General features: G+C 35.7%; 4 protein-coding genes. 1 reads left to right on the forward strand and 3 read right to left on the reverse strand.

Annotated elements, in window-relative coordinates:
- From Q0662_RS08815 to Q0662_RS08825, 3 genes are all read right to left on the reverse strand, one after another.
- Positions 1-4,943: MBG domain-containing protein (locus tag Q0662_RS08815; protein WP_298948888.1), on the reverse strand; the 4,943-nt coding region annotated here is incomplete at its 3' end.
- 608 nt (positions 4,944-5,551) lie between these two features.
- A complete protein-coding gene (locus Q0662_RS08820; protein ID WP_298948889.1) occupies positions 5,552-6,436 on the reverse strand; it encodes a PorP/SprF family type IX secretion system membrane protein in 885 nt (294 codons plus the stop codon).
- 23 nt (positions 6,437-6,459) lie between these two features.
- Positions 6,460-14,958, reverse strand: coding sequence for a gliding motility-associated C-terminal domain-containing protein (locus Q0662_RS08825; protein WP_298948890.1), 8,499 nt, complete (start codon positions 14,956-14,958; stop codon positions 6,460-6,462).
- Positions 14,959-15,099: 141 nt separating this feature from the next.
- On the opposite strand from Q0662_RS08825, the gene Q0662_RS08830 reads away from it, so the two are divergent.
- The gene (locus Q0662_RS08830; RefSeq protein WP_298948891.1) at positions 15,100-16,212 is read left to right on the forward strand and encodes a helix-turn-helix domain-containing protein; all 1,113 of its coding nucleotides are present in this window, start codon (positions 15,100-15,102) and stop codon (positions 16,210-16,212) included.
- The last annotated feature ends 22 nt before the right edge of the window (positions 16,213-16,234 follow it).

Genomic DNA, 16,234 nt, shown 5'->3' on the forward strand with positions numbered 1-16,234 from the left:
CCTGTAATTGTATAGTTTAGTGCTGGATCTGTTGCGCCATATACTTTTGTTTGACCTGAATCAGCTGTTACTGTTAATGCGGCTTTGGTTATGCTAAAGTCGGCTGTTACAAAGCTTATGTTATAATTGCTATCAACAGCACCGGAAGGTGTAATGGTATAGGTATCTACATCTTCTCCTGTTGCTCTTACGATGCTAACTCCTGTATCTAAACTAGATTCGGTATCACTATTTACGAATCCTGTAATTGTATAGTTTAGTGCTGGATCTGTTGCGCCATATACTTTTATTTGACCTGAATCAGCTGTTACTGTTAAAGAAGCTTTGGTGATGCTAAAGTCGGCTGTTACAAAGCCTATGTCATAATTGCTATCAACAGCACCGGAAGGTGTAATGGTATAGGTATTTACATCTTCTCCTGTTGCTCTTGCAATACTAACTCCTGTATCTAAACTAGATTCTGTATCACTATTTACAAATCCTGTAATTGTATAGTTTAGCGCTGGATCTATTGCGCCATATACTTTTGTTTGACCTGAATCAGCTGTTACTGTTAAAAAAGCTTTGGTTATATTGAAAGTTACTGTTCTTGTTCCGTTGTAGTTGCCTTTACCTGTAATAGTAATTGTAGCTGTACCTACATTGGTATTGTTTACATAACTCAACTCATAGTCTGTATCTTTTAAAAGAACTGTGGTACCATCTTTGACCTCTGGACTTGGTGTTTGAGCAAATCCTGAGTAAACAAGATCAGAGATAGATGCGACTGTAATCCCACTCGCATTGATATCCTTTACTTGATCATCATCCAACGTAATATTAGCATTTACCAATTCAGATGAAGTAGCTGGAAGAAGATTATCTCCTACCCAATAATTTCCTGTACCATCATCTTTAATAGTTGCTATTCCTAAGATTGTTGTAATATTATTATTTGCAGGTTGTGCGAAAGTACCAATTGCAGAACCAATTGAAGATGAAAAAAGCCTCGTATCAGAGCTAGAACCAGTTACCCCCATTCTAATTTTGAATTTATCAACAGGTTTTTCATAGTAAGCTATAAAAGAGGCTGTTTCTTCGAAGTCAATACCCGATAAGCTTGTATTAATTCCTTCGAATCTGGTAAATCCAGTTCTACCTGATGGATTTTCAATCACTGTTAAACCAGAAGTTTGTCCTAATTGATAAGAACTTAAACCAAATAGCTCAACAAACTCTTTACTAGACGCACTACCATCAATATCTACTGGATGTATAACAAAGTTTTTAACTCCCACTTTTGTTGTGGTTCCAGATAAGAAAAATTCAAAAGTAAAATCTACAAATGAGCCAGAGCTTGAATTTGAATTGATTCGAGGTTCAAATCTTGAAGGATTAGTATTACTATCAAATGTAAAACTACTCACATTTGATTTATCATCGATACGAATAACAACATCAATTGCTTGACCATTAATAGTAATGGCATTTACTTTTTTATAAGTTGTACCAACAGCCCCATCTGTTCCTGTTCTATTGTAATTATCGAGATTAAAGGTTTGAAAATTTGCATCATATACCGTTAAACCTACCAAATCATTTGGTATTTCAATTACTTCTAAAGAAAACGTTTCTACACCTTCAAAAACAGTATCTTTCTCATTGGTGATGTCTACTCTTACGTTAACCGAACCTCCACTAGGAACAGTGAGCTGATCATCGGGATTATAGTCAATCCAAGCACTACCATTCCATGATTGTATAGTTGGCGGATTACCTAAATCTGCTTCTCCTGACTCTTGTAATAGCTTTAGTGAAAATACATCACCAACAGGACCATTTACTGTAAATACACCCCAATCAGAACCTTCGTTGATTGTGATGTTATTAATAGGAACTAATAATATAAAACCAGATTTAGAAGACTGACCGTTACTTGAAGTAGTAACAGTTATAGCTCCAGATTTTGCTTCTTGTGGCACAATAACAGTAATAGAAGTGTCAGAATTGAGTGTAAATATTGCGTCTACTCCACCAATTGTTACTGTATTTACTAAATTAAAGTTTACACCAATTATATTAATTTCAGAACCAATTTCTACTGATGTCGGTGAAAAAGAGGTAATGTTAGGAGCATTTGCATTAATTTCATATGTTCCAAATACAGAATAAGGTTTAAGCGTATATAAAGCGCTATTTACTCCATTAAGAGTAAGACCTCCTAAATAAGCAACATCATTATAAGTACCTGCTGGGGTATTGTTATCTATTGTATAAAGTGCAGTTCCGGTTGGAGCAGATAAACCTAGTGAAACTAAATCAATTTCGTTTCCACTTTCATTTAAAATAGTATATGTTGGAAAAATATTACCCACTGGTCCAATACCATTATTAACTTTTACATACAAGGCAGTACGAGGATAAGTAAGTTCTTTTAAACTTGGAAGCTTACCTTCTTGTTTAGACCAATAGATGTTATTAAAGCCACCAGGAATATTAGTTCCTGAAACTGGAGAAGTTTCAGTTACATTAGAGTAAACACTTGTAGGAAATGAGCCATTACCTTTTTTAGTAAGCGTAGTATAAGAATTAACAGAAGTTGCTAACGAATTCTGATAACCAGCAATACCACCATAAGAAACGTCTTGAGAAACTACATTACTCCAAGAATAACAGTTAGAAATTGAACTATCTGAAACATATATAACTCCAACTAAACCACCTGTACCATAATAACCTGATGAATGGTGAGCTGTCAAGATACTACCTGTAGAATAAGATCTTTCAAGTACAAATTTAACCGTTGTGGAAGAATTAGTCTTATCATAATTACCAACATCACCAACTAAACCACCAACAGATAAGCGTCTAGATATTTCAGAACCAGCTGAACTTACATCGGCAGAACTGTAAGATCTCGTGATAAAAGTTGTACCATTATTTACATTACCTACTAACCCACCTGCAAAAAATATAGCTTGTTTATCGGTATCACTGGCAGTTACGGTAGGATCAGTATTGGCTGTTGCTATTTTACCTGTACTCCATAAACCATTTAAAGTTGTTGTATAGGCTTCTTTTGAATAACCCGAAGACAGGTCTGCTTGTCCTATATTTCCCACAATACCTCCTACTCTATATTCTGTAGAATTACTAGTTGACGAAGTAAAGATATCCATATCAGTTACTCCTAAATTTCTAATAGTAGCACCTCGAACCTCTGAAAAGAATCCTAAGTTGATTAGTGAACCACCTGAATTTCTAATGTTCATGTTTTGAATTTCATTACCAAAACCTTCGAAAACTCCTTCAAAAACAGAAGAAATTACTGCTGTAGAATAATTATTTACAGATAAATCAATATCATCAGTTAATACTACTCTATCTGATGAAGAAGAAGGTATAGATGAAAGCTCAGAGATATCATTAACTATATTGTAAGAATTATTAGCAATATTTACAGAGGCATTTGTACCAGTCATTTTAATACTAGCTTCATTTGACAAATTGAATATGTAATCAAAAGAATTAGATGGCACCGTTGTATCGTCACTACCTCCATAATAAATATTTAGTCCTGCATCGTCATTGGTTGCTAAAATTTGACTGTTAAATAAAATATTACCAGCTGATTTTAAAGTTAAATTAGAATCTGTATTCCATGTTATATCAGATTCCATATTGATATAACCGTTAGTAAGAAGGGTTAAATCACCAACGTTAAGGGCAGCATTAATAACTGAAGCGTTAATACTTGCTTCTTCAGAACTACGAGAAACGATAAAGCCTGAAATGAGGTCCCATGTAGTTCCTCTTTCTGAACCTCCACTAGTAACAACTTTTAAGTTTCCGTTGCTTTCAACAATAATTTCAGTAGTTTGACCATAAGATGTTCCTTCACTATTTTTAGCAAAAGATCTTAGGTAATAAACTCCTCCGTTTATATTACTTATGGTTCCTGTAAAAACACCTTCACCAGTACCTTCTATTATTTTCGTATCAGAGATAGTAGGGTTTTCATTTGTTTGTGACCAGACAAAACCTCTTTCGATAACTGTTGAACCTCGATCATCTGTAACCTCTCCATTAAGGTTTATAGTAGTTCCTGATCGAGAAGCGTTACCCGTTACAATTGGAAGCCCCGCTTCAATGAACGATGAACCTCCAGAAAGATTTACACTGTAGCGATCTAAATGAGATATTCTGTTACCTCCTACTGCAAAATAAGAATGTAGTATATTTGCATCTTGAAAATTTGCATTCGCATAGGTAATACTCTCAGAAGTATTTATACCGTGCAACTCTCCATCTACATTAGACTTATAGGATTTGAAAGAGAGTTTAAAATTAGATTCACTTAGGTTTTCAATAGTTAATTCTGCAAACAACCATTTTTCTTCTTCTTCTATAGTTCCATTTCCGTTTTTATCAAAATGCTGAGTGAGTCCAGAGGATCCATTGATAGGTTGCCAGTTAGAAGGTGAATTAGTTGTGCCATTGTGCCAAATATAGCCTCCGCCATGAAAAGAGATTCCAAGAACCTTACCATTACTCCTTGCGTATAGTCCTTGTGCAGTAGTGTTAAGTGTACCGTTAGACTCTGGTATTTGAAATCCTAAACCGCCATAACCTACGCCATTACTTTTAAAATAAATACTAAATTTATAAACACTTCCAACTCCACTATTAGAGTAACCTTGCTTAGAAATAAAAACCTCGTCTATATCTTTACTACTATTGTTATCATTTACCCTTAAATAACCAGAATTAAAGAGACCTCCTGAGGTTTCATATCTGGGTAATATTTCTCCACCATTAGATTGATTTCCGTCAGTATAAAAATTATTTAGGTCTGATGAAGAATTAAATTCAATGGCACTTGTATTTTGTGCAATTAATAAATGAAATAGAGAAGAGACAAAAAATGAGAATAAAAATAGAAAAATATAATATTTCTTTTTCATGGTGGGGGATTGGATTTAGATTTTATAAATTAATTTTATTTATAAAAATTTGAATACTATTTTAATTGACAAAAGTAAAGATATTTTTTTAAAAGATTATTAAAAAATAAATAATACGTACTCTTTTAAAAAAAAGGACACCTAATTTAAAAAAAGAGTACTATCATTATAATCGTCTTGCTCACCTAATGGAACTTTTATTTTTTACCTGATCTTTCTGTATTTATATTTTTATAACAAATAGAGAAAACTTAAAAATTAAATTATGAAGTACTTCGTTAATACTTTTTAATCATTTTACGCCTTTTTATTTACTTGCAGGTCCTAGTTTTTATTATTTTACAAAAGCTTATCACATGCTAAAAAATACTGTAGCAACCAAATTATATAACCTGAATTATATTGCTAAAAAATGGCTTTAATTCTAGATTTAACTTCTACGCTATTTTTAAAAAACATATAGAATGTACACCAAGAGATTACTTGAATAAAAGGAAATAAAACATCTCTATAAAACCTTATGTATCATAAGGTTATACAAAAAACCCTCAACTGATGTTAAGGGTTTTTTATCTCTAAGAGCTTTAATTCTCTCTTTTTTTCTTAATTTAAAATTGATACTTTAACAAGACTTCTAATGAACTACCTACATTGCTGTATTGGCTTTGTGAGTTAACCTCGTATACCCAACCTGTTGTAAATTGATTGTTTAATTTTAAGTTCATTAAAGCTGCAAATGCATTGTTGGTTCTATAGGTAGCGCCTATCTCAAAACTTCTATTAAAACCTACCATGGTATTAAAATCTGTTATTATTGGCGCTCCTGTTACAGTACGCGTAAAAACACTTGGTCTTACGTAAATATTCTCTGACTTAGAAACCAAAAACTCATAGCCCATAGCACTGTACAAATGAGGTTTATCGGTAACAACACTAACCAATCCATTTTCTGTCTTGGTTTGTCTGGTATCTAAAACTCTTGGTACTCCTACCGAAAAGTAAAAAGCTCCCTTTGTATAATGCGCTCCAAAACCAATATTGGGTAAAATTATATCTGTCGTATTTAAAGAAGGATCTGCTACTAAATTATAGGTGTTTAAACCACCTGCATTAATCGCATAAAAATTGGCTCCTGCCTTAACACCTAAATATAAGAAGGCCTCGTCTTCTAGTTGTAAACGATAACTATAATCGATACTTACAAAGGTAGATTGTGTTACAAAAACCTTGTCCATAATCACAGAAACTCCTAGTCCCACATTATTCCCGGCATCATAACCGTAGGTAAAGCTTGTGGTAATTGGAGACATTGGTGCATTTGCCCAATGACGCCTGTGTAATAAAGTCATCGTACTACCACCATCTAAGCTAACCGCTGCTGGATTAAATAATACCATTTGTGAGTTGTACTGTGTAATTAAACTCTCTTGTTGTGCTTTGGTATCTAATGATACTATAATCATTAATAAAGCTATAAAATATATTTTTTTCATAATTCTAGTGGGTATCTTAATGATTATTTTGTTTTGTATATCCAACCTTTATAATCGATTGTACCATTTCCGTCTAAATCTAGTTGATAAAAGTAAGCTGTGTTATCTGGTAAAGCTTTTCCTGTGTTGCCTTGTTTTCTACCGCTCCAAGTATTCAAGTACCCTTTCTTGCGATAGACTTCTTCGCCATATCTATTGTAGATAAACACTTGATTATTTGGATAGTTCTCTATGTTATGAATCATCCAAGTATCGTTAATTCCATCGCCATTTGGTGTAACTGCTTCTGAGATATTAATCTCAACCGTATCACAAACATCTCCTAAACCGTCACCATCTCTATCTTCTTGCAAAGGATTATATGCTAAAGGACAGTTATCTTGATCATCATTGACACCATCGTTATCATCATCAGTATCTGTGGCATCATTTACGCCATCATTATCATTGTCTGTTCCGTTGTCATTTAAGCCATCGCCATTTATATCTGCATCAGAATCATTGTTGATACCATCATTATCAATGTCTGAATCTACACAGTCTGGTAGTGTATCTCCATCAGTATCTGTGGCTAATGAACTGGAATCTAATGGATCTGATCCACAAGCAATCTCATTAACATCTAACTGACCATCGCCATCATCATCAGTATCTGCATTGTCTCCTGTACCATCTCCATCCGTGTCTGTATCTTCTTCTGGATCTAATGGAAAGGCATCATTAATATCTAAAGTACCGTCGTTATCGTCATCTAGATCATTTTCATCGTTGATACCATCGGCATCGGTATCGTCTCCATTGTCATTGACTCCATCGCCATCTATATCCGCATCTTCGTTGTTGTTGATGCCATCGCCGTCGATATCATCATCGCTTGCATCGTTGATGCCATCGCCATCCGTATCTTCTCCATTATCGTTGGTTCCATCACCATCTACATCCACATCTTCGTCGTTTGGTATCCCATCGCCGTCAATATCGTCATCACTTGCATCGTTGATGCCGTCACCATCCGTATCTTCTCCGTTATCGTTGGTTCCATCACCATCTGGATCCACATCTTCCTCGTTTGGTATCCCATCGCCGTCAATATCGTCATCACTTTCATCGTTGATGCCATCGCCATCCGTATCGTCTCCATTATCGTTGGTTCCGTCACCATCTACATCCACATCTTCGTCGTTTGGTATCCCATCGCCGTCAATATCGTCATCGCTTGTATCGTTGATGCCATCGCCATCCGTATCGTCTCCATTATCGTTGGTTCCATCGCCATCTATATCCACATCTTCGTCGTTGTTGATGCCATCGCCGTCAATATCGTCATCGCTTGCATCGTTGATGCCATCGCCATCCGTATCGTCTCCGTTATCGTTGGTTCCATCACCATCTGGATCAGCGTCTTCGTCGTTTGGTATCCCATCGCCGTCGATATCGTCATCGCTTGCATCGTTAATGCCGTCACCATCCGTATCGTCTCCGTTATCGTTGGTTCCATCACCATCTACATCGGCATCTTCCTCGTTTGGTATCCCATCGCCGTCGATATCGTCATCGCTTGCATCGTTGATACCATCGCCATCCGTATCGTCTCCGTTATCGATGGTTCCATCGCCATCTACATCGGCATCTTCGTCGTTTGGTATCCCATCGCCGTCAATATCGTCATCGCTTGCATCGTTGATACCATCGCCATCCGTATCGTCTCCGTTATCGATGGTTCCATCGCCATCTACATCGGCATCTTCGTCGTTTGGTATCCCATCGCCGTCAATATCGTCATCGCTTGCATCGTTGATACCATCGCCATCCGTATCGTCTCCGTTATCGATGGTTCCATCGCCATCTACATCGGCATCTTCGTCGTTTGGTATCCCATCGCCGTCAATATCGTCATCGCTTGCGTCTCCTTCACCATCATTATCTGTATCAATATCTATGAATAAATTAAAATTAACAGTACCTGATCCTGCTGCATTTGTTGCAGTTATGGTGAACTGTGTTTGCACTAGCGCAACTGTTGGTGTTCCTGTTATAGCACCTGTTGAAGTATCAAAACTTAAACCAGAAGGTAATGCTGGTGATATTGCATAAGAAGTAATCGTACCTCCAGAATTTGTTGTACTAATTGCAGTTAACGCAACATTAATTACGCCATTATAATCAGCTTGACTTAAAGTAATAGCTGGTGGAGCTAATGTTTGAATATTTGTATTTGTAGTAGAAGCTAAAGGATTACTAAATGCATCTTGATAGCTTATTGTTACATTATATGTTGTAAATGAAAGCGCTGCGCCCGAAACTACATTTGTAATTATTGTTGGGTCTGACCCCACTTCATAATTAAAAGTAGCTGAAGTAGCATCTGACATGGTCCAAACTGTAGCAGTATTGCCATCTGTTGGACTGAAAGTTAAAGTTACAGAACCACTTAATGGTGCTTCTGGTAACGTATAATCTACCTGTAATGTAGTAGCTCCTGTGGTATCTGTAGCTGGTAAGGTTAATACTGGATCTTGCGTAGTACCAACAGTAATTGTTATTGGATAATCTACACTACAACCATTTGCATTCGTATACGTAATTACTGTATTTCCTTGAACCAATCCACTAACTTCACCATTTGTATCTACAGTTGCATTTGTTGGGTTAGAAGAAACCCATGCATTTGAAGTTGCAGGGTCTGTGGTGGCTGAAAGTGTTATGGATTCACCCGCTGCAACTGAGGTATCCCCAGAAATAACTGGTGTAGGATTAACAGTAACTTGAATAGAAACTCTTGAACTTTCACAACCATTCGAGTTTTTTTGACTAACATAATAAGTAGTAGTACCTACTGAAGAAGTATCAGGGGTTGGAGCAGTTGTACTTGCGATTCCTCCTGTGGCTTCTGTATACCATTGTAAAATATTTCCTGTAGCGGGTGTTGCTGTTAAAGCGCTGGCTGTTTCACCTACACAATATTCAAAAGATGTATTCGCAGGATAAGTTAAAATTACAATTCCAGTTGCACCATCACCTCCTGGTCTAGAGCTATTAGATCTGGCACCACCGCCGCCGCCGCCATTTCCAGTATTAGGTGTGCCATCTATACCTGTGGTATTTGCATTTCCTCTGGCTCCATTACCTCCAGTACCATAGATTACTACATCACCACTCAATGAGGAACTAAATCCACTTCCTCCATTACCTCCACTTGATGAACTTCCATTACTACCATTTCCTGTTGCACCGCCGCCGCCGCCGCCAGAACCTCTTACCCTACTGCTGGCATTACCACCTCCAGCACCTCCAATTGGGGCATTAGAATTAGCGATTTGAGCAGCTCCTCCATTACCGGTTCCACCAGTTCTACTTCCCCCTCCAGCTAATCCGCCAAAGGCTGTTATCGTATGAAAAACACTACTATTTCCGGCTTGACCACTTCTATTACTTCTAATATCTTGACCGCCAGAACCACCTTGTCCTACAGTAATATTATATGATTGACCAGCCACAACATTTAATGAACCGCTGAGTACCATACCTCCAGCACCACCGCCGCCGCCGCCGGTATCAAAGCCGTTACCACCGCCGCCACCGCCGCCAACAACTAAATAATCTACGGTTGTAACTCCTGAAGGCACAACCCATGTTGTTGGGCCAACGGTTGTAAATGTTTGTATAACTGTATTACCAACTATTGGTGGGGTTAAGGCATCTTCTACTATTACATCTATTTCAGCTCTTGGACTCTCACAAGAATTTGAAATTGTATTACCTGTCAACTCAAAATACATATCACTTCCTGATTGAAGAACACCATTTAAGTAAAGGTCTCCCGCTATAGCATTACCGTCATAAAACCTTATACTACCTGAACCTGTTTTTGTAAGTTCATAATAATAAACGGAACCTGCATTTAATGAAATATTAGAATTATTAAAATTAAAAACAGGTGAATTTGCTGTACCTCCCGACTCCAAATAATCTGAATCTCCTTGACCTAAAAGAGTTGTCTTAGATGGAGAATCATAGATCTTTGCTGTAATAGTAACAGCACCTGAAAACGTATAGTTTCTTACAATAAGTTTTCTTAATGTAAAATTATCTGAAGCTGTAAATGTTTGACCGACACTACCACTAGTAGAAATATAATTACTACTTAAAGAACCTCTTGAGTTTTTTATTTCTATAACTTCTACATCTTCTTTTTGACTTACATAATAAGTAGTAGATCCTGCTGAAGAAGTATCTGGAGTTGGCGGAGTAGTACTTGCCGTGCCTCCTGTTTCCTCAGTATACCATTGTAGGCTATACCCATCAGCTGCTGTTGCAGTTAATGCTGTCGCAGTTTCATCTAAACAATATAAAACATCAGATACAGCAGGTAAAGGGGATGCATCATTTACTGTTACTGTAATTGAAGCTCGATCACTCTCACAACCTGTAGTTTCATTCTTCTGAGAAACATAATAGGTTGTTGTTCCTGCTGATGTAGTTGTTGGTGTTGGTGCTGTACTACTAGCTGTACCACCTGTAGCGGCTGTATACCATTGTAAAGTATGACCGGTTGCTGCTGTTGCTGTTAATGCACTTGCTGTATCGCCTTCACAATAACTTATATCCGTTACTGTTGGTGAGGATGGTGTATCATTTACTATTACATCAATTGCAGCTCTACCACTCTCACAAGAATTTGAAATTGTATTACCTGTCAACTCAAAATACATATCACTTCCTGATTGAAGAACACCATTTAAGTATAGGTCTCCCGCTATAGCATTACCGTCATAAAATCTTATGCTACCTGAACCTGTTTTTGTAAGTTCATAATAATAAACGGAACCTGCATTTAATGAAATATTAGAATTATTAAAATTAAAAACAGGTGAATTTGCTGTACCTCCCGACTCCAAATAATCTGAATCTCCTTGACCTAAAAGAGTTGTCTTAGATGGAGAATCATAGATCTTTGCTGTAATAGTAACAGCACCTGAAAACGTATAGTTTCTTACAATAAGTTTTCTTAATGTAAAATTATCTGAAGCTGTAAATGTTTGACCGACACTACCACTAGTAGAAATATAATTACTACTTAAAGAACCTCTTGAGTTTTTTATTTCTATAACTTCTACATCTTCTTTTTGACTTACATAATAAGTAGTAGATCCTGCTGAAGAAGTAACTGGAGTTGGCGCTGTAGTACTTGCCGTGCCTCCTGTTTCCTCAGTATACCATTGTAGGCTATACCCATCAGCTGCTGTTGCAGTTAATGCTGTCGCAGTTTCATCTAAACAATATAAAACATCAGATACAGCAGGTAAAGGGGATGCATCATTTACTGTTACTGTAATTGAAGCTCGATCACTCTCACAACCTGTAGTTTCATTCTTCTGAGAAACATAATAGGTTGTTGTTCCTGCTGATGTAGTTGTTGGTGTTGGTGCTGTACTACTAGCTGTACCTCCTGTTGCCGAAGTATACCATAACAAACTATGACCTGTTGCAGCTGTTGCTGTTAATGCACTCGCTGTCTCGCCTTCACAATAACTTATATCAGACACTGTTGGTGAAGATGGAAGAGCATTTACTGTTACTGTAATTTCTTCTCTTTCACTCTCACATGGACTAGCAATCGTTTGTCCTATTAAATTAAATAATACATCATTAGTTTTTAAAACTCCATTATCATATCTAGCTCCCAAGTTATAGGAATTACTTGGTGTTTGATAAACATTTTGATTATAATCATTCGCCTGTACTTCAAAGTAATAAGTTTGATTTTCGTTAAGTGTAATTGCAGTATCGTTAAAAGTATAAACAACTTCTTGTGGATTGTAACCAAATGTATATGCATTATCTGAAGTTCCTAATAAATTACCACCAACATCATCATAAACTTTCAAATATATTGGGGTAGTCCACGAAGTAAGTTTTATAGTTATGGATGTTAATATTTGTGATTGTGTAACTCGAAAAGTTTGGCCAATTCTTTGAGCTCTACTTCCAACTTGCTCTTGATAAGAAAATTGAGAATTACCTGTACTTACTTCTTCTGACTCTGACTTTTGACTTACATAATACTTTGTTGTTCCAACTGAGGTAGTTATTGGTGTTGGTGCTGTACTACTAGCTGTACCTCCTGTTACCGCTGTATACCATAACAAACTATGACCTGTTGCAGCTGTGGCTGTTAATGCACTTGCTGTTTCGCCTTCACAATAACTTATATCAGACACTGTTGGTGAAGATGGAAGCGCATTTACTGTTACTGTAATTTCTTCTCTATCACTCTCACATCCTGTAGTATCATTTACTTGAGAAACATAATACGTTGTGGTTCCTGTTGATGTAGTGCTTGGTGTAATTGATGTCTCTGCTGTACCGCCTGTGGCTGCTGTATACCATTGTAAAGTATGACCGGTAGCAGCTGTTGCTGTTAATGCACTCGCTGTCTCGCCTTCACAATAACTTATATCCGTTACTGTTGGTAAAGATGGAAGTGCATTTACTGTTACATCAATTGCAGCTCTATCACTCTCACATCCTGTAGTATCATTCACCTGTGAAACATAATAAGTTGTGGTTCCTGCAGATGTAGTTGTTGGTGTTGGTGCTGTGGCACTAGCTGTACCACCAGTAGCTACTGTATACCATTGTAAAGTATGACCTGTAGATTCTGTTGCTTCTAATACTGACACTGAATCACCAATACAATAAGAAATACTTGTATTTGTTAGTGGTTCAGTAGTCTCATTTACTGTTCCACTCACCGCAACAGTCTGTGAAGTCGCTCCTGTAGAACTAAACGTAATATTACCCGATGGATTACCGGCAGTAGCTCCTGTCAATCGGACATAAACCGTAGTCGATGCAACCGCACCAGAAGTAGGCGTCAAAGTAAGCGTACTAGAATACGTATTATCATCCAACGAATACTCATACCCGGTTAACGCAGCTATCGAAATATCCGCTGTTAAATTGAATCCACTTACAGTGAAACTTTGTGAGCTTGTAACACCTGCACAAGAGACAAATGAGGTTAGAGATTCAGTTAAGCTTATTGATGGCTGGGGTATATAAGAATAAATATTTAAGGTTGCGCCATTTGATGCAATTATTTCAAATTCTCCATCACCCGTAATATCAGCAATTTTAAATTGACCTGTACTAGCCCCACTAGAAACTAATGTTACTTCGGAGTTTACATCAAATGAAGGCTGGCCACTGGTAGAATTATTACTGTAATAAACATAACCTCCTGAGGTATTCTTAAATGAAATCAAATCATCCTTTCCATCTCCATTAAAATCTGCTAATTGAAAACCTTTTGTTTGAATGGTAGAAGCTGACATTGTAAACACTCCAAAACCATCATTTTTTAAAATGTTTATTAAACCTCCGTCAGTAGCAGCAACAATATCAAGATCACCATCGTCATCAAGATCCGAGGTTGAAATAAACTTAGCATTTAAATTAAAATTTGATGAAGGACTCAATGAAATTGAACTTGACCCTGGGGTGGTAGTTGAATTTAAAACAATCCAAAAACCAGCACTTCCGGATACAGCATAATCAACATAACCATCATTATTAAAGTCAGCCGTCTCAATTTTAGTTACAGTATTACCTAGAGAAACACCAGGCACTAAGTCTACATATCCCATGCTACTATATTGAGCCTGACCATCACCTTGTGAAATTGAACTGTATACCCCTCCTGCGGATGAATTTAAGGTAAAATCAGAAATATCAGCCAACCAATAAGCTCCTATGATATCAATTTTTCCATCCTTATTTAAATCTCCAATTTCAGAATCATAAGCATTAAAACCCCAAGAAGAACCAGGATTAAGGGTCACAGCAGAAGAAAATGAAATTGAAGATGAGGTTGAGTTCTGATGCACCCAACCACCGCCAGAACCACCGCCTTTGGCATTCATAATATCAATTAATCCATCGTTATTAAAATCAGCTAGTAAAGTATTGTAAGATCGATCTGATGTTCCTCCAGAAAGATTAATTATAGATTTAGAAACATTTAAGGAAGAATTTATGTTTTCCAAAATTTTTAATGAAAAACCACTAGTTGTAACAATTTCTATTTTACCATCACTATCAAAATCCGCAAATCCAAAATTTTGTTCAGCACCAAGGTTAAAAACATTATTCATATCAGCCGTAACTGGCACTAATGATAACATATCAGTCGTAACAGCTCCAACTCCGTTTTTTATAGAAAAATATAATGAAGAAATGATAGATAAATTTGAAGCAGTATTAACAACCTGAATCTTTGATCTACTTTCGGTTTGAGGCACAATAACAACAATAGTATTGTTACTTGCACTTGAAACTTGAGCTTTAATACCACCGAAAAAAACTGCATTATCAATAACTGAAGTACCAAAATTAGTGCCTGTAATAGTAACAGTTTCTCCAACTTCAGCGCTCATTGGCGAAAAAGAAGTGATTGTAGGCACCTGAGCCAAGCAAAAAGTGCTAAAAAAAGCTAAAAAAGTGAATAATTTAAATTTCATGAAAAATGATTTTTTTTACAAATGTAAATTTCCATGCTCATTTTTAATACCGAAAAGCACATAAATCTATACGTATTTAAAAAAAAGGACTCCTGTTTTAAAAAAAAGGACTATATTTGTAATTGATTTCATACCCCCCTAATGGAACTTTTGTTTTTTACATTATTCTTCTGTATTTATATCTTTACAAGAAATAGAGAAAACTTAAAAATTAAATTATTAAGTACTTCGTTAATACTTTTTGTAATTTATGCCATTGCACATACTGCCGTAAACAGCCAAGGTTATGCTGTTTTAAAAACAATACTTTTTAATCATTTTACGCCTTTTTATTTACTTGCAGGTCCTAGTTTTTATTTTTTTACAAAAGCAGGAACAAATAACCAATTTAAGTTTCAAAAGAAACACCTTATTCACTTAATACCATTTGTTATACAATGCATTGCAATTCATGAATACATCATGATTGCTTGGGAAACAAAAATGGAGTTGGTTAATAGTTTTTATTTAGCTCCAGAAAAACAGTCTAGTTTAAACGTTAGTATTTTTTTTAGCTCCCAAACCAACTATATCATAAGATTAATTCACCTAATAGCATATCTAACAGCTTCTTTTATTGGATTAAATAAAGTAAAAAATGTGCCCCATATAAAAAAGCTAAAAAAGGTTACAATAATTACCTTTGGTGTGGTAGTATTATATTATGTTCATATTGTATTAATTATAAGTAATAATAATTATAATACCTTACTCTTGAAAACAATTATTAATCTAGATGTTTTTTTATTGTTTTTACTAATCTTAGAGTTTGTAAAAGCTCCAGAATTGTATTTAAGCTTAAAAAAAATAAACAAATCGTATTTAAATGAGTCGCCTTTTTCAAAAATACCAAACAAAATATTAATTAGTGAAGATGACAAAAAACAAATAGCATTTAAAATTAAAGAAATAAAAAAAAATAAGTATTTTTTTATGGACCCAGAAAACAGTTTTAGAGATTTTGCAACGTTTATAAACTTTCCAGACCATATTATAAGAGCTTACTTAAAGTCAGAGAATACAAGTTATATAGATATAAAAAATAAGGTACGCTTATCACTTGCTAAAAAAATATTAGAAGAAACAAGATTAACGTATAACCTAAATTATATTGCCGAAAAAACTGGCTTTAATTCTAGATCTAACTTCTACTCTATTTTTAAAAAATACGAAAAATGTACGCCAAGAGAATACTTGGATAAAAGGAAATTATAAATGCCTTTTGTTTTCAAATAAA

The sequence above is a fragment of the uncultured Polaribacter sp. genome (genome assembly GCF_947503855.1).
In the GTDB taxonomy this organism is placed as follows: domain Bacteria; phylum Bacteroidota; class Bacteroidia; order Flavobacteriales; family Flavobacteriaceae; genus Polaribacter.